This is a genomic window from Pseudomonas sp. URMO17WK12:I12 (assembly GCF_000514395.1).
Classification (GTDB): Bacteria; Pseudomonadota; Gammaproteobacteria; order Pseudomonadales; family Pseudomonadaceae; genus Aquipseudomonas; species Aquipseudomonas mucoides.
Genome location: NZ_AZVV01000011.1, coordinates 168282 through 189137 on the forward strand (window position 1 = coordinate 168282; position 20856 = coordinate 189137).

Sequence of the window (20856 nt, forward strand, 5' to 3'; positions counted from 1 at the left end):
GGGTCAGCCAAGGGATTCAGTTAAGCACTGCCCCGAGGCTGAACAAAGTGGCATATCCGCCTAACTGTCGGCGCTTTCGCCTTGCCTTGGGCACAACACCCGCCGATACAGGGCGGCCTGCAAATCTTCGAATTTCACCGGTTTGTTCAGGTAATCGATCATGTCGCCGGTCGGGCAGCGTTCGCGATCGACGCTGAGTGCGACCACAAACACCGGCAACTCGGCGCAACCCGGCAAGTCGCGGATCTGGCAGCACAACGAGAGGCCATTCAGAGACGGCAGCTGGCAGTCGAGCAGCACCGCGTCAAAGGTTTCACGCTGCAACTGATCGAGCGCGGCCGCGCCGTTGTCCGCAGAACGCACCCGAAACCCGAGCTTGAGCAACATGCCGCGCATCACCAACTGGTTGACGCTGTTGTCGTCGACCAGCAGCACGCTGCAATCCTGAGGCAGGCGCAAACGCGCTGGATCACCACTCATCAACGGCACGTGCGGGCGCTCTACCACGGGCACTTCAAAGTCGACATCCAGCTGGAACCGGCTGCCACTGCCCGGCTCCGAACGGTGTGTCAGGCGGCCACCGAGCAATTCGACCAGTTGCCGGCAAATCGCCAGGCCTACGCCCAGGCCGCCGTACTCGCGAGTCATCGAACCGTCGAGCTGGAAGAAACGCTGATACATCGTCGCCTCCCCCAGATCGGTGAAGCCGATGCCGGTGTCGATCACCGCAAACGACAACGACAGCCGCCCGTTTTCCACCGGTTTGCCGGTCACCCGCAGCGCAAGCCCGCCGACCCGGGTGAACTTGATCGCGTTGTCCAGCAGGCATTCCAGGCACTGCGCCAGCTTGGTGCTGTCGCCGTGCAAGCGGTCCGGCAGCCCCGACGTGACGTCGACTTTGAAGTCCAGCGACTTGCTCGAGGCATTGCCCTCGAACTGCGCCCGCAAGGCATCGACCACACCGCGCAAGCTGAACGTTGCCGGCGTGGCCTTGAGCTTGCCGGCCTGCAATTCGGTCAGGGTCAGGATGCCGTTGACCATGCGCATCATGTCCCGCGCGGAACCGGCGGCGGTCTGCTGGTATTGCTCCAGTTCCGGGTCCATCTCGACGGTCTGCATCAACTCCAAAGAACCGATCACACCGTTCATGGGGGTGCGCAATTCGTGGGTCAGGGTGGCGAGGAATTCGTCCTTGAGCTTGTTACTGTGGGCCAGTTGCTGGTTCAGCACTTCAAGTTTTTGGCCGGCATCAAACAACGTTTGCGCCTGCTGCTCGCGCATGGCGTTGATGCGGTCGGCCAGGGCCAGCGACAGCAAGGCGACTTCAATCGCCGAACCGATCTGGCTCGAATACATGGTCAGGAACACGTTGGGCAGGTAACCCAGCACCATCAGCGTGTTGACGATGCCGCCGAGCAAAAACGCCGACCAGGCAATGATGAAGTAGCGCGCCACCCGCAGGCCGCGAAGCCAGGCGCACAACCCGGCGGCGAAAATCACCACGGTGAAGGTCAAGGCCAACGCTGTGGCCAGGCGCAGGGCCAGGGCGTAACTGGCCATCAATGACAACCCGATCACCACCGCGCCGAATGCAATCAATGCCAGCAACAAGCGGTCGAGCCAGCGACCGTAGGACCCGGTCTGCAGGAAGCTGCGGGCGAACTGGCTGCCGAACAGCCCGGCACAGCCGATGAAGAACGGCGTGGCCGCGTTGGCCCACCAGGGATTATTCGGCCAGAAATACTCCACGGCCGCGCCGTTGACTGACAGCTGATACAGGCCAAACGAGGCAATGTAGAAGATGTAATAGAGGTAACTGGTGTCTCGCACGCTGAGGTAGATGAACAGGTTGTACACCAACATCCCCAGCAACACGCCGTAGATCAGCCCCAAAACGTAGAGGCGCACCGGTTGTTCTTCAAGAAACGCGGTGCTCGACCACAAGGTCACCGGCGCCTGAATCGAGCCTTCACTTTGCAGGCGCAAGTAGACGGTTTGCGCCTGGTCTGGGGTGAAATTCAAATCGAACAGGTAGTTGTTCTGGCGGATCTCGCGAGTGGCAAACGGCAAGGCATCACCGGTCTGCCGCACCAATTGATAGCTGCCGGTTGCATCGGGCAAGTACAGATCAAGGTGATCGAGGGGCGGATAGGCCAGCTCGAGCAACCAGGTGCGCTGCGCCGCGGGGTTGGTCGGGCGGTAATGCAGATCGATTTTTAGCCAGAACACCGAACGCGAGTACCCGGCGTTGAGCGTGGCTTTGTCGTGGGGTTTGAAGTTTCCGGCCGCAGCCTGCGCACGAACATCAGCGATGGTCGCCTGACCACCCGCGTCTTCGTACACCTGCATGACTCGGCCCAGGGGAAGGCTCTGGGTGAATTCGTCGAACTCGACGGCGCTCGCCATGAGGGGCAAGCAAAGCAGCAACATCAGCAAATAGCGCATTTAAGCCCCAGCGTGGCCTGTCCGGTTATCTCAGGAAGCCCCTCATTCCCTTTGAGTAGACGTAAAACCGGCATTACCTGTTATTGGTTTGGATCCACTCTAGCATAGCCGCTGGTGGCCATTGAACACCATTGAAAAATTTACTGCAGAGGCTCTAGTACGGGCGTTCCAGCGACAAATTTTGCGCAAAATCAGCGTGGTTGGTCAGGTTCTATCAATGCATCGGCCGTTTTACATATCCCTGTAGCAGCCGGACGCAGGCTTCGCCAGCCGCTACAAGTCCGTCTCATGACTCGCTGGTCGACTGGTGGTAAGCTCGCGCACCATGAATATCTACAGCTCTCGCCCCGTTGTCCTCTGTCTCTCCGGCCACGACCCAAGTGGTGGCGCCGGCTTGCAGGCAGATATCGAAGCCCTGCTCGCCCAGGGTTGCCATGCGGCTCCGGCCGTCACTGCCCTGACCGTGCAAGACACGGTCAACGTCACTGACTTTCGCGTCCTCGACCGTGAGTGGGTGTTGGCCCAGGCCAATGCCGTGCTCAACGATTCCGAAGTCGCTGCGGTCAAACTGGGCATGCTCGGTTCCCTGGAGATGGTCGACACCGTTGTCGAACTGCTCTCGGCGCACCCGCATTTGCCGGTGGTCTGCGACCCGGTGCTGCGCGCCGGCGGTGGCGGACGACTGGGCAAGGACGAAGTCGGCTACGCCATGCGCGAACGCCTGCTGCCCCTGTCCATCATCGCCACCCCTAACCTTCCCGAAGCGCGCATCCTCGCCGAACTGCCAGAAGGCACGGCCGACGAATGCGCCGAAAAACTGTTGCCGTTCGTCAAACACCTGCTGATCACTGGCGGCCATGGCGACGAACACGAAATCCACAACCGCCTCTACAGCCGCGACGGTCGCCGCGAAACCTTTACCTGCCAGCGCTTGCCCGGCAGCTATCACGGTTCCGGTTGCACGCTGGCCAGCGCCTTGGCCGGTCGTCTGGCCCAGGGTGAAAACCTCGCCAGTGCGGTACAGACCGCGCTTAACTACACATGGCGAACCCTGCGTGATGCAGAGCAGCTGGGCAAAGGCCAGTTCGTGCCGCGCCGTCTGCCCCTGGATTTCTGCTCGTAACTATTGAAGCGTAAAGCGCCGAGGCTTGTCCGATGAAACTACGTGGCCTGTACGCCATTACCGATAGCCAGTTGCTGGCCGGTAAATTTCTTTCGTACGTGGAGGCGGCGCTGGAAGGCGGCGTCACCCTGCTGCAATACCGCGACAAGAGCAGCGACGAGGCACGGCGTCTGCGTGAGGCTGAGGCGCTGCGTGATTTGTGCGAACGCTACAAGACTCACCTGATCATCAACGACGATGCCGAGCTCGCTGCGCGCCTGAACGTTGGCGTGCACCTGGGCCAGACCGACGGCCCACTGACCCCGGCCCGCGCCCTGCTCGGTCGCCAAGCCATCATCGGTTCGACTTGCCACGCGCAACTCGAACTCGCCGAACAGGCTGCAAAAGAAGGCGCCAGTTACGTCGCCTTCGGCCGTTTCTTCAACTCCAACACCAAACCCGGCGCACCGACCTGCAGCCTCGACTTGCTCGATCAGGCCCGCAGCACACTGCACCTGCCAATCTGCGCGATTGGGGGCATCACCCTGGAAAATGCCGCGCCATTGGTGGCCCACGGAGTTGATCTGCTGGCGGTTGTCCACGGTCTGTTTGGCGCCGAGAGCGCAGCCGAAGTGACCCGCCGCGCTCGCGCGTTTAACGAATTACTTAAAGTCTGATTTGAGAGCCCGACCATGTCTCGTTCCGAAACCCTGTTTGCCAATGCCCAGAAACACATTCCCGGTGGCGTGAACTCGCCTGTACGCGCGTTCAAAAGCGTCGGCGGCACCCCGTTGTTTTTCAAACACGCTGAAGGCGCCTACGTCACCGACGAAGACGACAAGCGTTATGTGGATTACGTCGGTTCCTGGGGCCCGATGATCCTCGGCCACAGCCATCCGGACGTGCTGGACGCGGTGCGTAAACAGCTGGAACACGGTCTGTCCTACGGCGCCCCGACCGCGATGGAAACCGAAATGGCGGACCTGGTTTGCTCGATCGTGCCGTCGATGGAAATGGTGCGCATGGTCAGCTCCGGCACCGAAGCGACCATGAGCGCGATCCGTCTGGCCCGTGGTTTCACCGGCCGCGACAGCATCATCAAGTTCGAAGGCTGCTACCACGGTCATTCCGACAGTCTGCTGGTCAAGGCTGGCTCCGGCGCGCTGACCCAGGGCGTACCGAGCTCGGCCGGCGTGCCGGCGGACTTCGCCAAACACACCCTGACCCTGCCATTCAATGACATCGACGCGGTGGAAACCATGCTCGCCGAAGTCGGCCAGGACGTGGCGTGCATCATCGTCGAGCCCGTGGCTGGCAACATGAACTGCGTACCGCCGGCGCCAGGTTTCCTCGAAGGCCTGCGGACCCTGTGCGACAAGCACGGTGTGGTGCTGATTTTCGACGAAGTGATGACCGGTTTCCGCGTCGCCCTCGGCGGCGCACAAGCGCATTTCGGCGTAACGCCGGACCTGAGCACCTTCGGCAAGATTATCGGCGGTGGCATGCCGGTCGGCTGCTTCGGCGGTAAACGCGAAATCATGTCGCACATCGCGCCACTGGGTCCGGTATACCAGGCAGGCACGTTGTCGGGTAACCCGCTGGCCATGGCCGCTGGCCTGACCACCCTGCGCCTGATCAGCCGTCCAGGCTTCCATGCCGAGCTGAGCGACTACACCAGTCGCCTGCTCGATGGCCTGCAACAACGCGCCGATGCGGCGGGTATTCCGTTCGTGACCACGCAGGCGGGCGGCATGTTCGGCCTGTATTTCAGTGGCGCCGACGACATCGTGACCTTCGATGACGTAATGGCCAGCGACGCGGCGCTGTTCGGTCGCTTCTTCCATCTGATGCTTGAAGGTGGCGTTTACCTGGCGCCGAGCGCATTCGAAGCCGGCTTTACCTCGATCGCCCATGGCGACGCCGAGTTGAAACTGACGCTGGATGCCGCTGAGCGTGCATTCGCCGCATTGAAATAATCGCTCTGCCGCTGACGTTGGCGACTGCCAGCGTCAGCTTTTACCTGCATTCACACCCTTATTCCTACGCTTCTGCCAATAATCTCCCGCAAATTGGGCGATATATTCCCCGCGCAGCAGAAAAACGAGTAAAGACTTTGTAAGGTTGGCCCTGCTTATTTCATAATGCGCGCTTATTGGATCCCTCGATGGGTCCGCGCGCCCTTCAGAGGTAAGTCGATTCTCATGAACCGCACCGGCCGCGCCCTTGCACTGGGCTGCCTGTTGCTCCTTCAGCCCCTGCTCGCGCACGCACAAGCAGGCGGCAACTCGTTGTTAATCCCAGCGATGGGTCGCTGCACCCTCAATACTCAGCCGCAAGACCTGACGCAAGCGCTCGCCGCCTGCCAGAAAGCGTCGGATGAAGGGGATGCACAAGCGCAATACGAGTTGGGTGAGTTCTACTACGAAGGCAAAAACGCGCCTCGCGACCTCAATCAAGCCCTCAGCTATTTCGAAAAAGCCTCGCTGCAAGGCCACGCCCAGGCGCAATTCAAACTGGGCACCATGTTCTTCCATGGCGAAGGTGTTCAGGCCAATAACGTTCAGGCTTACATTCTGCTGAAAATGGCTGCGGTCAACGGTGCTGAAGATGCGCTGGACACCGCCGACGAAGTCACCGAGAAAATGCCGCGCGAAGAGCTGGAAGTGGCGACTCAGGTGCTGGGGCAAATCTTTCGTAAATACCTGATGGAATTGCAGAATGCGGATGGGCGAACGCCTTTTGCACCGCTACCCTGATTTCTGCGGCGAAATGACAGGCCCCTTCGCGAGCAAGTCGAATGGGGCGACTCGGTTTTAAGGCTTACTTTTCAGGCATCGGCATCGGAAACGGCATGACATTGCCGACCGCGCCACGGGCTTCGCTGATTTTCGGCGTACCCAGGCGCTCGACCTCGTCGATGCGCACAATCGAATGCATCGGCACAAAACTGCGTACCACGCCTTCGAACTGAGCCTTGAGCTTCTCTTCGCTCGGATCGACGACCACTTGCGTGCGCTCGCCAAAGACGAACTCTTCCACTTCCAGAAAGCCCCACAGATCACTTTGATAGATCTGCTTGGCATACATTTCGTACACCTGGCCCTGGTTGAGGAAAATCACCTTGTAGATTGGAGCTTCACGTTTGGTCATGGTGGGCGAGCAACACATTTGGGATAAAAATGAGGGCGCGAACTATAGCATAGCCACCGGACGCACAGCGGTAGGAACCTTGGGACATGTTCCCTATAATGCGCGGTTCTTTGAATCACGTGATGACTCTGTCCATGGCCAAGAAGCTTTACATCGAAACCCACGGTTGTCAGATGAACGAGTACGACAGCTCGCGCATGGTCGACTTGCTGGGCGAACACCAGGCCCTGGAAGTCACCGCCCGCGCTGAAGACGCCGACGTGATCCTGCTCAACACCTGCTCCATTCGCGAGCGCGCCCAGGACCGGGTGTATTCCCAGTTAGGCCGCTGGCGTGAACTGAAACTCGCCAACCCGGACATGGTGATCGCCGTCGGCGGTTGCGTGGCCAGTCAGGAAGGCGCAGCCATTCGTGATCGCGCGCCGTATGTCGACGTGGTCTTCGGCCCGCAAACCTTGCACCGCCTGCCGGAAATGATCGACGCCGCACGCGCCACCAAGCTGCCGCAAGTTGACGTCTCGTTCCCTGAAATTGAAAAGTTCGACCATTTGCCCGAACCGCGCATCGATGGCCCAAGCGCTTATGTGTCGGTGATGGAAGGCTGCAGCAAGTACTGCACCTTCTGCGTGGTGCCGTACACCCGTGGCGAAGAAGTCAGCCGGCCGTTCGACGATGTGATTGCCGAGATCATCCACCTGGCTGAAAACGGCGTGCGCGAAGTGACACTGCTGGGTCAGAACGTCAACGGTTATCGCGGCACCACGCATGACGGTCGCCTCGCCGATCTGGCCGAGCTGATTCGTGTCGTGGCCGCCGTCGATGGCATCGACCGGATTCGCTACACCACGTCGCACCCGCTGGAGTTCTCCGACAGCCTGATCCAGGCCCACGCCGATGTGCCGGAACTGGTCAAACACCTGCATTTGCCGGTGCAGTCGGGTTCGGACCGAATTCTCTCGGCGATGAAGCGCAACCACACCGCGCTGGAATACAAATCCAAACTGCGCAAGCTGCGGGCCGCCGTGCCGGGCATTTGCATCAGTTCGGACTTCATCGTCGGCTTCCCGGGCGAGACCGAAAAAGACTTCGAACAAACCATGAAGCTGATCGAAGACGTCGGTTTCGACTTCTCCTACTCGTTCGTCTACAGCCAGCGCCCGGGCACCCCGGCGGCCGACCTGGTCGACGAGACGCCGGAAGCGTTGAAGAAAGAGCGCCTGAACGCCCTGCAACATCGCCTGAACCAGCAAGGTTTCGAAATCAGCCGACAAATGGTCGGTTCGATCCAGCGGATCCTGGTCACCGATTACTCGAAAAAAGACCCCGGCGAACTGCAAGGCCGGACCGAGAATAACCGTATCGTCAACTTCCGCTGCGACACGCCAACCTTGATTGGCCAATTCGCCGACGTGCACATCGATGCCGCACAACCGCACTCGCTGCGGGGCTCGCTGATCCAGTAACACTGAGTAACCCTGTGGTAGCGAGCCTGCTCGCTCCCATAGGGGTCCGTGTTTGAGGCTGGAATATTAAGAGCTTTCGCACCCAGCCCACTGGCGTTATCCTTGATTTCATCTTAATTGCCCCAGGGCGGCTAAATACGACCTTGAACGCACCCATAGAACCGCATCGTTTCATCCTCGAGCCCTTTGAGGCTCGCCGCTTCGCCAATCTGTGCGGGCAATTCGACGAGCATTTACGCTTGATCGAACAGCGCCTGACGATCGAGATCCGCAACCGCGGAAACCAGTTCGAATTGATCGGCGAACCTAAACACACCACCTCCGCGGAAAACCTCCTGCGCCGTCTGTACCGGGAAACCAAGGGTACCGAGCTGTCGCCGGACATGGTTCACCTGTTCCTGCAGGAATCGGCCGTCGAGGAACTGGACAACGTCTCCCCCTCCGAACCTTCCGTCGCATTGCGCACCAAGAAAGGCATGATTCGCCCTCGAGGCTTGAATCAGCTGCGCTATGTGAAAGAAATTCTCGGTAATGACATCAACTTCGGCATCGGCCCTGCCGGTACCGGCAAGACGTATCTGGCCGTGGCTTGCGCCGTAGACGCGCTGGAACGCGAGCAGATTCGTCGCATCCTGCTGGTTCGTCCAGCGGTTGAAGCCGGCGAGAAGCTCGGCTTCCTGCCCGGCGATTTGTCGCAGAAGATCGACCCGTACCTGCGCCCGCTCTATGACGCGCTCTACGAAATGCTCGGCTTCGAACACGTCGCCAAGCTGATCGAGCGCCAGGTCATCGAAGTGGCACCGCTGGCTTACATGCGCGGTCGCACGCTGAACAACAGTTTCATTATTCTCGACGAGAGCCAGAACACCACCGTCGAGCAAATGAAGATGTTCCTGACCCGTATCGGCTTTGGCTCCACCGCGGTCATCACCGGTGACATTACCCAGGTCGACCTGCCGAAAGGCACCAAGTCCGGGCTGCACCATGTGATCGAGGTGCTCAAGGACGTGCCGGGCATCAGCTTCACCCATTTCATGCCCAAGGACGTTGTGCGCCATCCACTGGTGCAGCGCATTGTCGAAGCCTACGAGCGCTTCGAAAATCGCGTGACCGAAGAAGCACCCAAGGACAACCGCCGCGATGCTTGAGCTTGATCTGCAACTGGCTACACAAGCGTCCGCCCCCAGCGAAGCCGAGTTCCGCCAATGGTGCGAACTCGCCCTGCGCCAGCGCACTGCCGACTCCGAAATGACCATCCGCCTGGTCGACGAAGCAGAAGGCCGCGAGCTGAATCACACCTGGCGGCAAAAGGATTACGCCACTAACGTTCTGTCGTTCCCCGCCGACGTGCCCGACGAGTTCCTTGATATCCCGCTGCTGGGCGATCTGGTGATCTGCGTGGCCGTGGTCGAGCGTGAAGCCGCCGAACAAGGCAAGGAATTGAAGGCCCACTGGGCTCATCTGGTCATTCACGGCTGCTTGCATCTGTTGGGTTACGACCATATAGATGACGACGAAGCCGAAGAAATGGAAGCACTGGAACGAACGTTGCTTGCAGAGTTGGGTTATCCCGACCCGTATGCGGACGACGAAACCGAAACATCCCCTATCGTTACAACAAAGGATTCAGAGTAATCGCTATGAGCGAAGATCGATCGAGCAACGGGCAGAAGTCTTGGCTGGGTAAGCTCACCCAGGCTTTTGCCCACGAGCCGAAAAACCGTCAGGAGCTGCTGGAGCTCCTGCGCGATGCACACCAGAACAAACTGTTGGACAGCGAAGCGCTGGCCATCGTCGAAGGCGCCATCCAGGTTGCAGACCTGCAAGTACGGGACATCATGGTCCCGCGCTCGCAAATGGTCAGCATCAAGGCGACCCAGACCCCTCGCGAGTTTCTGCCCGCCGTGGTTGACTCGGCCCACTCCCGCTACCCGGTGATCGGCGAAAGCCACGATGACGTGATGGGCGTGTTGCTGGCCAAGGACTTGCTGCCGTTGATCCTCAAGGAGAACGGCGACAGCTTCAACATCAAGGACCTGCTGCGCCCGGCCACGTTCGTGCCCGAGTCCAAGCGTCTGAATGTGCTGCTGCGCGAATTTCGCGCCAACCACAACCACATGGCCATCGTCATTGACGAATACGGCGGCGTGGCTGGCCTGGTGACCATCGAAGACGTGCTGGAACAAATCGTCGGCGACATCGAAGACGAGCACGACGTAGAGGAAGACAGCTACATCAAGCCGTTGCCCAGCGGTGACTTCCTGATCAAGGCCCTGACACCGATCGAAAACTTCAATGAGTTTTTCGACAGCGAATTCTCCGACGACGAGTTCGATACCGTCGGCGGCCTGGTGATGAGCGCGTTCGGGCACTTGCCCAAACGCAACGAGATCACTGAAATCGGCCCTTATCGCTTCCGCATCCTGAACGCCGACAGCCGTCGGATTCATCTGCTGCGCCTGACTCCAATTGCCCGTTAAGGACTGACATGCACCGTCTCACCCGTCCCGGCTGGCCCGGTAATCTGCTGGCCGTGGCGGCCGGTGCACTCACCACCCTGGCGCTGGCGCCGTTCGATATCTGGCCACTGGCATTGCTGGCGGTCGGCTTCTTTTACGCCGGTTTGCGCGAACTGAGCCCACGTCAGGCCCTGGGCCGTGGCTGGTGTTTCGGTTTTGGCCTGTTCGGCGCCGGCACCAGCTGGATCTACTACAGCATTCACAACTTCGGTGGTGCCTCGGTGTTGCTGGCGGGCTTGCTGATGCTGGCGTTCACCGCAGCGATTGCCTGGTTCTTTGCCCTGCCGGCCTGGATTTGGGCGCGCTGGCTACGTCGCAACGAAGCACCGCTGGCAGATGCCTTGGCGTTTGCAGCGTTGTGGGTCGGCCAGGAGGCATTTCGCGGCTGGTTCCTCACCGGTTTCCCGTGGCTCTATTCCGGCTACAGTCAGCTTAACGGTCCATTGGCCGGGCTCGCGCCATTAGGCGGAATGTGGTTGATTTCCTTCACTCTCGCCCTGACGGCCGCACTGATCTACAACGCGTTGCGACTGGTGCGCACCGGGCGTAGAGGGTTTATTGCAGCGGGCGCGTTGTTGCTGGTCGGCCCGTGGGTGGCCGGCCTGGCCCTGAAAGAACATGCCTGGACCAGCCCGGCGGGCCCTGCGCTCAGCGTCGCGGCGATTCAAGGCAACATCGAACAAAGCATGAAGTGGGACCCGGCGCAGCTCAACGCGCAATTGGAGCTGTACCGCGACATGAGCTTCAGCTCCAAACGCGTCGACCTGCTGATCTGGCCCGAAACCGCCGTACCGGTGCTCAAGTCGTCCGCCGAGGGCTACCTGACCATGATGGGCAACTTCGCCGCCGAGCGTAATTCGGCGTTGATTACCGGCGTACCGATCCGTCAGGAAGTGCGTCACGAGAAACGCTTCTTCAACGGTATTACAGTCGTCGGCGAAGGCGATGGCACTTACCTCAAGCAAAAACTGGTGCCGTTCGGCGAATACGTGCCGTTGCAGGATGTACTGCGCGGACTGATCGCGTTCTTCGACCTGCCGATGTCCGATTTCGCCCGTGGACCGGCCGACCAGCCGATGTTGCAGGCCAAGGGGTATCAGGTTGCGCCGTTCATTTGCTACGAAGTGGTCTACCCGGAATTCGCCGCCAGCCTTGCAGCGCGCAGTGATTTGCTGCTGACCATCAGTAACGACACCTGGTTCGGCACCTCCATCGGCCCACTGCAACATTTGCAGATGGCACAGATGCGCGCACTGGAGGCGGGCCGATGGATGATCCGCGCCACCAACAATGGCGTATCCGGGCTGATTAACCCGTTTGGCCAGATTACCGCGCAGATCCCGCAGTTCGAACGCGGCATCCTCTACGGCGAAGTGGTGCCGATGCACAACCTGACGCCGTACCTGCAATGGCGCTCGTGGCCGTTGATCATCGTTTGCGTGTTGTTGTTTGGTTGGGCGTTGATTGCTAGCCGGATGGCAAAAACCGTCTGACCCCATCTGATCGTTCTCACGCTCAGCGTGGGAACGATCATCAGCGATAGAAAAGCGAATACCCGACCTGTCCCACCGCCTCGTTCATCAATTGTCCGGATTGCCAGATCGACTTGAATTCCGGCATCCAGCCGCCCAGCGGTCGGGCATTGTCGACGCCTAAAAAGCCCACCGGCGCAGGCACAACGTCAAACCCTGCCTTCTGGAAACTCCAGACAGACCGCGGCATGTGCCAGGCCTGGGTCACGACCACTACCCGCTTGATACCCTGAGGCAACAACACCTCGGCACTGAACTTCGCGTTCTCCCACGTCGTGAGGCTACGCCCTTCCTGCCAGCGTACCGTCACGCCAAAATCATCGAGCAGCGAGTCCGCCATCAACTTCGCTTCGGTGGGTGGCGTACCGTAATGCAGGCCACCGCTGGTCAGCACAGGCAAACCGGAAGCTTTGGCCAGACGCGCCGCATATCGCTCACGCTCCAACCCTATGCCAGTCGGCTGGTCGGTGCCCCAGGCAATGTCGCCGCGCTCACGCCCGGAACCCAACACCACGATGGCGTCCGCGCGCTGGCCCAGGGTCGCCCATTCGTCGCGTGACAACGGCGGATCACGCTCAAGCGCTTTGGCACTCCACTGCACTACCACGGGCAAGCTCATCAACCAGAAACCACCGACACCCAGAACAAAGCACGCACCCGCAAGCCTTGGCCTTGAGCGGCGCAACCACCACGCAAGGACCAAAAGCAGCAAAAGAATACCGGGAGGTAACAGCAGTTGTTTCACAAAATATCGAAAAGGCATCGAGCATCTCCAGAGATGCCCGAAGCCTAAGTTGGTTGACGCAATGCGACAACAGATATGGAAGGACTATGCTTCAAAAGAGTAAAAAAGAAGCCGGGCCATGACCTCAAGTGCCCTTACTTGAATTGCAGAGACCGGACCTTTACCGCGTCCCTGCCGGGTACTTTGTCCTTGAGCCAGATGATTTTGGCCGAACGTGGTGCATCGAGTTGCTTCACTGCTGCTGACAAGCATCCGTGTGTTTCACGTTCACAGCGATCCAGATAGGCTTTGACCAATTCAAACTCTGCGGGGCTAAGGCCGCGCAGTTCCAGCTCCAGGGGACGCTCATCGCGCAGCCGGCCAGCAGTTTTTGCAGCGTCCAGGGCCATTCCCAAACGATCGATCAGTCTTTCGTACAGTTCCGGTTTTGTGGCTTTTTGCTGTGATTCAACCATCCCTCACCTCATTGAAGATAAGACTCACTCCCCATTTAGAGCTTAGCTTCCATGAACAAACCGGCTGAACACTGCGACCAACGGCCCTCGCAGCCGTTTTTGCGAGACGCGCGAGCGTAATCAGGGTTTCCCTCGGTAGAGTGCGGTCATGTATGCTACGGCGCTTCCTGTAACTCCACTTCCAGCTCGTCTGGGCACCGAAACGCCGATTTGGCGTGCTCACCGTCCAGCGTCGCATTGAAGAGGATTAGGCCACCCCTATTCAGTTCAAAAGTAGCCATGCACGAACAATATCAGCCCCGTGAAATCGAAGCCGCCGCCCAGTCGTTCTGGGACGAGCAAAAGTCCTTTGAAGTCAGTGAACAGCCAGGCAAGGAGACTTTCTACTGCCTGTCGATGTTCCCTTACCCCAGCGGCAAGCTACACATGGGGCACGTGCGCAACTACACCATCGGCGACGTGATCTCCCGCTACCAGCGCATGCAAGGCAAGAACGTTCTGCAACCCATGGGTTGGGACGCCTTCGGCATGCCGGCGGAAAACGCCGCGATGAAGAACAACGTAGCGCCCGCCAAGTGGACCTACGAAAACATCGCCTACATGAAAACCCAGCTGCGCAGCCTGGGCCTGGCGGTGGACTGGTCCCGCGAAGTGACCACCTGCAAGCCGGATTACTACCGTTGGGAACAATGGCTGTTCACTCGCCTGTTCGAAAAAGGGGTGATCTACAAGAAAAGCGGCACCGTGAACTGGGACCCGGTCGACCAGACCGTTCTGGCCAACGAGCAGGTAATCGACGGTCGCGGCTGGCGTTCCGGCGCGCTGATCGAAAAGCGCGAAATCCCGATGTACTACTTCAAGATCACCGCGTACGCGGATGAGCTGCTGGAGAGTCTCGACGAACTGACGGGCTGGCCTGAACAGGTCAAGACCATGCAGCGCAACTGGATCGGCAAGTCCCGCGGCATGGAAGTGCAGTTCCCGTACAACGTCGATTCCATCGGCCAAGCCGGCGCGCTGAAAGTATTCACCACCCGTCCGGACACCCTGATGGGTGCGACCTACGTTGCCGTGGCCGCCGAACACCCGCTGGCCACCCTGGCCGCGCAGAACAGTCCTGAGCTGCAAGCGTTCATCGCTGAATGCAAGGGCGGCAGCGTCGCTGAAGCCGACGTCGCCACCCAGGAGAAGAAAGGCCTGCCGACCTCGCTGTTCGTCGAGCACCCGCTGACCGGCGAGAAACTGCCGGTGTGGGTCGCCAACTATGTGCTGATGCATTACGGCGATGGCGCGGTCATGGCTGTCCCGGCGCACGACGAACGTGATTTCGAGTTCGCCACCAAGTACAACCTGCCGATCAAGTCCGTGGTGCGCACAAGCTCGGGTGACACCAACCCGGCTCCGTGGCAGGACGCGTATGGCGAGCACGGCACGCTGATCAATTCCGGCGAGTTCGACGGCCTCGATTTCGCCGGCGCGTTTGACGCCATTGAAGTCGCGCTGATCAAGAAAAACCTTGGTGCCTCGCGCACCCAGTTCCGTCTGCGTGACTGGGGTATCAGCCGCCAGCGCTATTGGGGTTGCCCGATCCCGATCATCCACTGCACTAGCTGCGGTGACGTGCCGGTGCCGGAAGACCAGTTGCCTGTTGTGCTGCCGGAAGACGTCGTACCCGACGGCGCCGGTTCGCCACTGGCTCGCATGCCCGAGTTCTACGAGTGCAGCTGCCCTAAATGTGGCCAGCCTGCCAAGCGTGAAACCGACACCATGGACACCTTCGTCGAGTCCTCGTGGTACTACGCCCGCTACGCCTCGCCCCACTATGAAGGCGGCCTGGTGGAAAAATCCGCGGCCGACCATTGGTTGCCGGTGGATCAGTACATCGGCGGTATCGAACACGCCATTCTTCACCTGCTGTACGCGCGCTTCTTCCACAAGCTGATGCGTGACGAAGGCCTGGTGAGCTCCAACGAGCCGTTCAAGAACCTGCTGACCCAAGGCATGGTGATCGCCGAGACGTACTATCGCCGTGAGGCCAATGGCGCCTACACCTGGTTCAACCCGGCGGACGTGGAACTCGAGCGTGACAGCAAGGCCAAGGTCATCAGCGCCAAGCTGATCGCGGACGGCCTGCCGGTGGAAATCGGCGGCACCGAGAAGATGGCCAAGTCGAAGAACAACGGCGTTGACCCACAGTCGATGATTGACCAGTTCGGCGCCGACACCTGCCGCCTGTTCATGATGTTCGCCTCGCCACCCGACATGAGCGCGGAATGGTCCGACTCGGGCGTGGAAGGTTCGCACCGCTTCCTCAAGCGCGTCTGGCGCCTGGCTCAAGCCCACGTCACTCAGGGCCTGCCGGGCAAACTGGACGTCGCCGGCCTGAACGACGAACAGAAAGTCATTCGCCGCTCGATCCACCAGGCCATCAAGCAAGCCAGCCACGACGTCGGCCAGAACCACAAATTCAACACGGCCATCGCCCAGGTGATGACGCTGATGAACGTGCTGGAAAAAGCCCCGCAAGGCACCGAACAGGATCGCGCACTGGTTCAGGAAGGTCTGGAAACCGTGACGCTGCTACTGGCGCCAATCACCCCGCACATCAGCCACGAGCTGTGGAATCGACTGGGTCACGCTGCCCCGGTGATCGACGCCGCCTGGCCGGTGCTGGACGAGAACGCATTGGTGCAGGACAGCCTGACGCTGGTCATCCAGGTCAACGGCAAGCTGCGCGGTCAGATCGAAATGCCGGCCAGCGCAACGCGCGAAGAAGTCGAAGCCGCGGCCCGTATCAACGAGAACGTGCTGCGCTTTGTCGACGGCCTGACTATTCGCAAAGTGATCGTCGTGCCCGGGAAACTGGTCAACATCGTCGCCAGCTAATTGGATCAGGCGCCGGGCCATGCCCGGCGCCGAGTAAAACCTTTCGGGCCGCAAGATCGGCCCACATGGTTTCAAGGGGAGCAACAAAATGATCAAACGCAATCTGCTGGTGATGGGCCTTGCGGTCCTGTTGAGCGCCTGCGGTTTCCAGCTGCGCGGCACCGGCACCACTGAACTGGCGATCAAGGAACTCGACCTGAGCGCCCGTAACGCCTACGGCGAGACCGTGAAGCAAATGCGTCAGGTGCTGGAAGGCAGTGGCGTCAAGGTCTACACCGGCGCACCTTACAAGCTGGTGCTGACCAATGAGCAGGAAAGCCAGCGCATCATCAGCTACGCAGGTGGCGGCCATACTGGCGAGTATCAGATCACCACTGTTCTGAACTACGACATTCGTGGCGCACATGATCTGCAACTGATCAGCGACAAGCTCGAAGTGCAAAAGATCTTCATGCATGACGGCAACAACCTGGCGGGGTCCGACCAGGACGCCGACACTGCCCGTGCAGAAACTCGTCGCGAGCTGATTCAGCGCATGATGCTGCGCCTGCAACAGATCACCCCGACCCAATTGGATCAGCTGCAGCAGACCGCCGAAGCCAAGGCCAAGGCCGAAGCCCAGGCGCTGGAAGCCGCACAGAAGGCTGAAGCGAATACTCCGCGCCAGTCGCCTGTCCAGATCCCGCAACAGTAAGACTTTCGGGGCGCTCCGGCGCCCCGATGGCCCTTTCTTATGAAACTCGCCCCCGCCCAACTCGGTAAACACCTGCAAGGTGCCCTCGCGCCGGTCTACATCATCAGCGGCGATGACCCGTTGCTGTGTCAGGAAGCGGCCGATGCCATTCGTGCCGCCGCCCGCCAACAAGGCTTCGATGAACGCCAGGTCTTCGCCGCCGACGCCAGTTTCGACTGGGGCACGTTGTTGCAGGCGGGTGCGAGCATGTCATTGTTCGCCGAAAAGCGCCTGCTGGAACTGCGCCTGCCCTCCGGCAAACCCGGCGACAAGGGCGCTGCCGCCTTCATCGAATACTGCTCGCGCCCGGCCGAAGACACGATATTGCTGATCAGCTTGCCCAAGCTCGATGGCAGTGCGCAGAAGACCAAGTGGGGCAAGGCGCTGGTCGAAGGTCAGCACACGCAGTTTGTGCAAATCTGGCCAGTGGATGCCAACCAGCTGCCAAGCTGGATTCGCCAGCGTCTGTCTCAAGCAGGGTTGTCGGCCAGCCAGGACGCGGTCGAACTGATTGCCGCGCGCGTCGAGGGCAATCTGCTCGCCGCCGCGCAGGAAATCGAAAAGCTCAAATTGATGGCCGAAGGTGGGCAGATCACCGTCGAAACCGTACAGGCCGCTGTGGCCGACAGTGCACGTTTCGATGTATTCGGTCTGACCGACGCCATCCTGAATGGCGAGGCGGCCCACGCGTTGCGCATGCTTGAAGGACTGCGCGGTGAAGGTGTCGAACCTCCGGTCATTCTCTGGGCGCTGGCCCGGGAACTGCGTCTGCTGGCCAACCTGTCGTTGCAATACAGCCAGGGCGTGCCACTGGACAAAGCCTTCAGCTCAGCCCGCCCACCGGTCTGGGACAAACGAAAACCCTTGATGAGCAAAGCCCTGCAACGTTACTCGGCGCAACGCTGGGCGCAGTTGTTGCTGGAAGCGCAGCGCATTGACGCGCAGATCAAGGGTCAGGCGGCCGGCTCGCCGTGGATGAGCCTTAGTCGATTGTCATTGTTGATGGCCGGTCAACGCCTGACATTGCCCGCCGAATAAACGCACCCTTGTAGCAGGCTTCGCCAGCTGGTACAGGTTTTGCGATCGGCGAAAGGTCCTACAACCTGTGGGGACTAGACAGAACCCCAACTTCAGCCGATGATTTGCCCTGCAAAAACCACTCACTCGCGAGAATCATCATGAGCAAAAAGCCATCAAAGCATGGCCCGAACAAGGCCAAATCCATTATCGCCCAGCCACTGTTCCGCAGCCGTCAGGAGCGAGCCGGCAAGGGCAAAGGCAGCTACCGCCGCGAAGCCTTCCAGTCTAATAGCTGGGAGGCTTCTTACTTTCTGGCTGCGTAAAGCAGAACACCCCTTCGACATGTTAAGGTCTGTACCTGATTCGTATCTTCTGGACCTGTGCATGCCCCTTCGTCTTTCCCGTCGTTGGCCCGTTCGCCAACTGATCGCTGCCTCCAGCCTCATTTTGCTTGTCGCCTGCGCGGAAAAACCAACCGCCGCCGACGCCCAGCCACTGCAAACCCTTCCCGTCGCGACAGCCCCTGCGGTCATTCCGCCCGTGGTGCCGGCCGGAGAAAACCTCGACATCCAGCCCACCCAGACGTTCGCCGAATGGCAAGCAGGTTTCCGCAAAGACGCACTGACCGCCGGTATCCGCGCCGATCTGTTCGACCACGCCTTTGCCAATGTCAGTTTCGACCCCAGCGTAATCCGTGCGGATCGCAGCCAACCGGAATTTTCCCGTCCAGTGTGGGAATACCTCGACGGCGCCCTTTCTCCACTGCGAGTACGTAAAGGCCAAGCGCTGATCAGCGAAAACGCGGCCCTCCTGCAAAGCATCGAACAGCGTTATGGCGTCGACCGCCAGGCACTCGTGTCGGTGTGGGGCATGGAAAGTAACTTCGGTCAGTTCCAGGGCAGCAAGTCGGTCATCAACTCCCTGGCGACCCTGGCGTACGAAGGCCGGCGCCCCGGCTTTGCCCACGATCAACTGATCGCCGCCCTGCAAATCCTGCAACAGGGGGATATCACACCCGATAAGATGCTCGGTTCCTGGGCCGGCGCCATGGGCCAGACCCAATTCATCCCGACGACTTACAACACCCACGCTGTCGACTTCGATGGTGACGGTCGCCGTGACATCTGGAACAGCCCCGCCGACGCCCTGGCCTCGACCGCGCATTACCTGCAAAGCTCCGGCTGGCAGAACGGCCAGCCGTGGGGCTTTGAAGTGCAACTGCCAAGCAGTTTCAACTACGTCCTGGCCGATGGCACAATTCGCAAAAGCGTCGCCGAATGGTTGCAACTGGGGGTTTCTCTGCCCGCTGGCGCTCGGATTCCGCCAGGCTCGGAACACCTCTCCGCAGCCCTGCTGCTGCCGGCCGGTTACCGTGGCCCGGCATTCCTGGTGCTCGACAACTTCCGCGCGATTCTCAAGTACAACAACTCGTCGTCCTATGCGTTGGCGGTGAGTCTGTTGTCCGAACGCTTCAATGGTTCGGGGCTGATCAGCGGCACCTGGCCGAAAGATGATTTGCCGTTGAGCCGTACCGAGCGCATGGAATTGCAGAGCCTGTTGAGTGCCCAGAATTACGACGCGGGCATCCCGGATGGCATTATCGGCGCCAATACACGCAAAGCGATCCGCAGTGCACAGCAGTCGTTTGGCTGGCCGGCGGATGGATATCCGACGCACAAGTTGCTGGAAGGTTTGCGTAACCGCTAGAAGCATCGTCGGAACGCCGCCCGGAACAAGCCCGCTCCCACATTGGTTCTGTGTACGACACAAAACCTGTGGGAGCGACGGCGCGACGATTCGACTTGCTCGCGATGACGGACTATCAGGCGACGAAGCTCTAAGCCTTGACCACCACATCCTGCTCCAGCACCAACTCCTTCTTCCCCGCATCCAATCGAACCAAAGCCCCCATCGGCAACGTCAGGTTCGGATCACAATGCCCGCTACGCCAACCAGCCAGCACCGGAATCCGCAACGGCTCGAAGGTCTGCTTGAGCAACCGCTCCAGCGCGACCGCATCAACCCCCGCCACATCCCCTACCAAAACCCCGCGCAGCTTGCCCAGCGCACCCGCCAACCGCAAATGGGTCAGCAGCCGGTCTATGCGATACAGCGGCTCGTTGACGTCCTCGATCAACAGGATCACGCCCTCGGCTTCCAATTCGTAGGGCGTGCCCATGGTCGCGGCAATCATCGACAGGTTACCGCCAAGCAAACGCCCGTGAGCGATGCCTGGCTCAATCGTGGTCAACGGCCAGGCCACCGGGTGCGAAATGACGCTACCGGCCTTCACCTGGCCTCTGAGCATGTTGAAAAACGATGACTCGGTAGGTTTCTGCTTGTCGCCCAGCAGATCGGCATTGAGCAACGGACCATGGAAGGTCACGAAACCGGCATAACGACTGATCGCCAGATGCAGCGCCGTGATGTCGCTGTAGCCGATGAACGGTTTGGCGTTGTTTTGCAGCAGTTCGAAATCGATACGGTCAAGCAAACGCGGCGTGCCATAACCACCGCGCAGGCAGATGATGGCATCCACCTCGGGATCCGCGAACGCCGCGTGCAGATCATTGAGCCGCACCTCGTCACTGCCGGCCAGATAACCCTCCTTCTCGTACACCCCGGGAAATACCCGCAGCGCATAGCCGCGAGCGCGCATCCAGGCGATGGCCTTGTCAGTGTCCAGCCCGGCAGGGCCGGCGGGTGCAATCACGCCGATCAACCCTTCCAACGGCAAGGCTGGAACAGGTTTATGCGGATACAGCGTGTGGGTCGGTCGAACGGTCATCCATGAATCTCCCTGCGC

Annotated in this window: 19 protein-coding genes; 14 read left to right on the top strand and 5 right to left on the bottom strand. The window is 60.1% G+C overall.

From position 1 onward, the window contains the following. Nucleotides 1-60: 60 nt before the first annotated feature. Nucleotides 61-2445, bottom strand: coding sequence for a hybrid sensor histidine kinase/response regulator (locus D882_RS0116555; protein WP_027924275.1), 2385 nt, complete (start codon nucleotides 2443-2445; stop codon nucleotides 61-63). 325 nt (nucleotides 2446-2770) lie between these two features. Here D882_RS0116555 and D882_RS0116560 point away from each other — a divergent pair, with 325 nt between their 5' ends. The 4 genes from D882_RS0116560 (at nucleotide 2771) to D882_RS0116575 (ending at nucleotide 6303) form a co-directional block, all read left to right on the top strand. Continuing rightward, nucleotides 2771-3568 (top strand): hydroxymethylpyrimidine/phosphomethylpyrimidine kinase, encoded by a 798-nt coding sequence (locus D882_RS0116560; protein ID WP_027924276.1) that lies wholly within the window; start codon nucleotides 2771-2773, stop codon nucleotides 3566-3568. Between the two features lie 32 nt (nucleotides 3569-3600). Beyond that, nucleotides 3601-4224 carry a thiamine phosphate synthase gene (thiE, locus tag D882_RS0116565; protein ID WP_027924277.1) on the top strand — a complete coding sequence of 208 codons (624 nt, stop codon included), beginning with the start codon at nucleotides 3601-3603 and terminating at the stop codon, nucleotides 4222-4224. 15 nt (nucleotides 4225-4239) lie between these two features. Continuing rightward, nucleotides 4240-5523, top strand: coding sequence for a glutamate-1-semialdehyde 2,1-aminomutase (gene hemL / locus D882_RS0116570; protein WP_027924278.1), 1284 nt, complete (start codon nucleotides 4240-4242; stop codon nucleotides 5521-5523). 225 nt (nucleotides 5524-5748) lie between these two features. Further along, complete coding sequence (locus D882_RS0116575) at nucleotides 5749-6303, top strand: tetratricopeptide repeat protein (RefSeq protein ID WP_027924279.1); 555 nt, start codon at nucleotides 5749-5751, stop codon at nucleotides 6301-6303. Between the two features lie 64 nt (nucleotides 6304-6367). Here D882_RS0116575 and D882_RS0116580 read toward each other — a convergent pair whose 3' ends face one another. Beyond that, nucleotides 6368-6697: a DUF1820 family protein gene (locus D882_RS0116580; protein ID WP_007894425.1), complete on the bottom strand. Its 330-nt coding sequence runs from the start codon at nucleotides 6695-6697 to the stop codon at nucleotides 6368-6370. Nucleotides 6698-6831: 134 nt separating this feature from the next. Between D882_RS0116580 and miaB the strand changes: the two genes are divergently transcribed. The 5 genes from miaB (at nucleotide 6832) to lnt (ending at nucleotide 12172) form a co-directional block, all read left to right on the top strand. Further along, nucleotides 6832-8160: a tRNA (N6-isopentenyl adenosine(37)-C2)-methylthiotransferase MiaB gene (miaB, locus tag D882_RS0116585; RefSeq protein ID WP_032833561.1), complete on the top strand. Its 1329-nt coding sequence runs from the start codon at nucleotides 6832-6834 to the stop codon at nucleotides 8158-8160. 143 nt (nucleotides 8161-8303) lie between these two features. After that, on the top strand, nucleotides 8304-9308 hold the full coding sequence (locus D882_RS0116590; RefSeq protein ID WP_027924281.1) for a PhoH family protein: 1005 nt from the start codon (nucleotides 8304-8306) through the stop codon (nucleotides 9306-9308). Further along, a complete protein-coding gene (ybeY, locus tag D882_RS0116595; protein ID WP_027924282.1) occupies nucleotides 9301-9795 on the top strand; it encodes an rRNA maturation RNase YbeY in 495 nt (164 codons plus the stop codon). Before D882_RS0116590 ends, ybeY begins: the two co-directional genes overlap by 8 nt. A 5-nt stretch (nucleotides 9796-9800) precedes the next feature. Next, a complete protein-coding gene (locus tag D882_RS0116600) occupies nucleotides 9801-10640 on the top strand; it encodes an HlyC/CorC family transporter (protein WP_027924283.1) in 840 nt (279 codons plus the stop codon). A gap of 8 nt (nucleotides 10641-10648) precedes the next feature. Continuing rightward, nucleotides 10649-12172, top strand: coding sequence for an apolipoprotein N-acyltransferase (gene lnt / locus D882_RS0116605; RefSeq protein WP_027924284.1), 1524 nt, complete (start codon nucleotides 10649-10651; stop codon nucleotides 12170-12172). 40 nt (nucleotides 12173-12212) lie between these two features. Here the strand turns inward: lnt and D882_RS0116610 are convergent, their stop codons facing one another. Both D882_RS0116610 and D882_RS0116615 read right to left on the bottom strand, forming a co-directional pair. Further along, entirely contained in the window at nucleotides 12213-12974 is a 762-nt protein-coding gene (locus D882_RS0116610) for a YdcF family protein (RefSeq protein WP_027924285.1), read from the bottom strand. A 116-nt stretch (nucleotides 12975-13090) separates the two neighbouring features. Further along, nucleotides 13091-13411, bottom strand: coding sequence for a hypothetical protein (locus D882_RS0116615; RefSeq protein WP_027924286.1), 321 nt, complete (start codon nucleotides 13409-13411; stop codon nucleotides 13091-13093). A gap of 279 nt (nucleotides 13412-13690) precedes the next feature. Here D882_RS0116615 and leuS point away from each other — a divergent pair, with 279 nt between their 5' ends. The 5 genes from leuS to D882_RS0116640 all read left to right on the top strand — a co-directional run bounded on the left by leuS (nucleotide 13691) and on the right by D882_RS0116640 (nucleotide 19757). After that, entirely contained in the window at nucleotides 13691-16297 is a 2607-nt protein-coding gene (leuS, locus tag D882_RS0116620) for a leucine--tRNA ligase (RefSeq protein WP_027924287.1), read from the top strand. Between the two features lie 88 nt (nucleotides 16298-16385). Beyond that, nucleotides 16386-16991 carry an LPS assembly lipoprotein LptE gene (gene lptE, locus D882_RS0116625; protein WP_027924288.1) on the top strand — a complete coding sequence of 202 codons (606 nt, stop codon included), beginning with the start codon at nucleotides 16386-16388 and terminating at the stop codon, nucleotides 16989-16991. A 39-nt stretch (nucleotides 16992-17030) separates the two neighbouring features. Continuing rightward, the gene (holA, locus tag D882_RS0116630) at nucleotides 17031-18068 is read left to right on the top strand and encodes a DNA polymerase III subunit delta (protein WP_027924289.1); all 1038 of its coding nucleotides are present in this window, start codon (nucleotides 17031-17033) and stop codon (nucleotides 18066-18068) included. 140 nt (nucleotides 18069-18208) lie between these two features. Further along, entirely contained in the window at nucleotides 18209-18373 is a 165-nt protein-coding gene (gene arfA, locus D882_RS0116635) for an alternative ribosome rescue factor ArfA (RefSeq protein WP_003176285.1), read from the top strand. Between the two features lie 61 nt (nucleotides 18374-18434). Then, nucleotides 18435-19757, top strand: coding sequence for a lytic murein transglycosylase (locus tag D882_RS0116640; protein WP_027924290.1), 1323 nt, complete (start codon nucleotides 18435-18437; stop codon nucleotides 19755-19757). A 130-nt stretch (nucleotides 19758-19887) separates the two neighbouring features. Here the strand turns inward: D882_RS0116640 and D882_RS0116645 are convergent, their stop codons facing one another. Then, the gene (locus tag D882_RS0116645) at nucleotides 19888-20838 is read right to left on the bottom strand and encodes an LD-carboxypeptidase (RefSeq protein ID WP_027924291.1); all 951 of its coding nucleotides are present in this window, start codon (nucleotides 20836-20838) and stop codon (nucleotides 19888-19890) included. Between the last annotated feature and the right edge of the window lie 18 nt (nucleotides 20839-20856).

Excerpts from the sequence above, each read along its gene's own strand:
- D882_RS0116610 (WP_027924285.1), bottom strand. The coding sequence starts at position 12,974 with ATGCCTTTTCGATATTTTGTGAAACAACTGCTGTTACCTCCCGGTATT.
- D882_RS0116555 (WP_027924275.1), bottom strand. The coding sequence starts at position 2,445 with ATGCGCTATTTGCTGATGTTGCTGCTTTGCTTGCCCCTCATGGCGAGC.
- D882_RS0116560 (WP_027924276.1), top strand. The coding sequence starts at position 2,771 with ATGAATATCTACAGCTCTCGCCCCGTTGTCCTCTGTCTCTCCGGCCAC.
- D882_RS0116575 (WP_027924279.1), top strand. The coding sequence starts at position 5,749 with ATGAACCGCACCGGCCGCGCCCTTGCACTGGGCTGCCTGTTGCTCCTT.
- D882_RS0116640 (WP_027924290.1), top strand. The coding sequence starts at position 18,435 with ATGCCCCTTCGTCTTTCCCGTCGTTGGCCCGTTCGCCAACTGATCGCT.
- thiE (WP_027924277.1), top strand. The coding sequence starts at position 3,601 with ATGAAACTACGTGGCCTGTACGCCATTACCGATAGCCAGTTGCTGGCC.
- hemL (WP_027924278.1), top strand. The coding sequence starts at position 4,240 with ATGTCTCGTTCCGAAACCCTGTTTGCCAATGCCCAGAAACACATTCCC.
- D882_RS0116615 (WP_027924286.1), bottom strand. The coding sequence starts at position 13,411 with ATGGTTGAATCACAGCAAAAAGCCACAAAACCGGAACTGTACGAAAGA.
- miaB (WP_032833561.1), top strand. The coding sequence starts at position 6,832 with ATGGCCAAGAAGCTTTACATCGAAACCCACGGTTGTCAGATGAACGAG.
- holA (WP_027924289.1), top strand. The coding sequence starts at position 17,031 with ATGAAACTCGCCCCCGCCCAACTCGGTAAACACCTGCAAGGTGCCCTC.
- ybeY (WP_027924282.1), top strand. The coding sequence starts at position 9,301 with ATGCTTGAGCTTGATCTGCAACTGGCTACACAAGCGTCCGCCCCCAGC.
- lptE (WP_027924288.1), top strand. The coding sequence starts at position 16,386 with ATGATCAAACGCAATCTGCTGGTGATGGGCCTTGCGGTCCTGTTGAGC.
- leuS (WP_027924287.1), top strand. The coding sequence starts at position 13,691 with ATGCACGAACAATATCAGCCCCGTGAAATCGAAGCCGCCGCCCAGTCG.
- arfA (WP_003176285.1), top strand. The coding sequence starts at position 18,209 with ATGAGCAAAAAGCCATCAAAGCATGGCCCGAACAAGGCCAAATCCATT.
- D882_RS0116645 (WP_027924291.1), bottom strand. The coding sequence starts at position 20,838 with ATGACCGTTCGACCGACCCACACGCTGTATCCGCATAAACCTGTTCCA.
- lnt (WP_027924284.1), top strand. The coding sequence starts at position 10,649 with ATGCACCGTCTCACCCGTCCCGGCTGGCCCGGTAATCTGCTGGCCGTG.
- D882_RS0116600 (WP_027924283.1), top strand. The coding sequence starts at position 9,801 with ATGAGCGAAGATCGATCGAGCAACGGGCAGAAGTCTTGGCTGGGTAAG.
- D882_RS0116580 (WP_007894425.1), bottom strand. The coding sequence starts at position 6,697 with ATGACCAAACGTGAAGCTCCAATCTACAAGGTGATTTTCCTCAACCAG.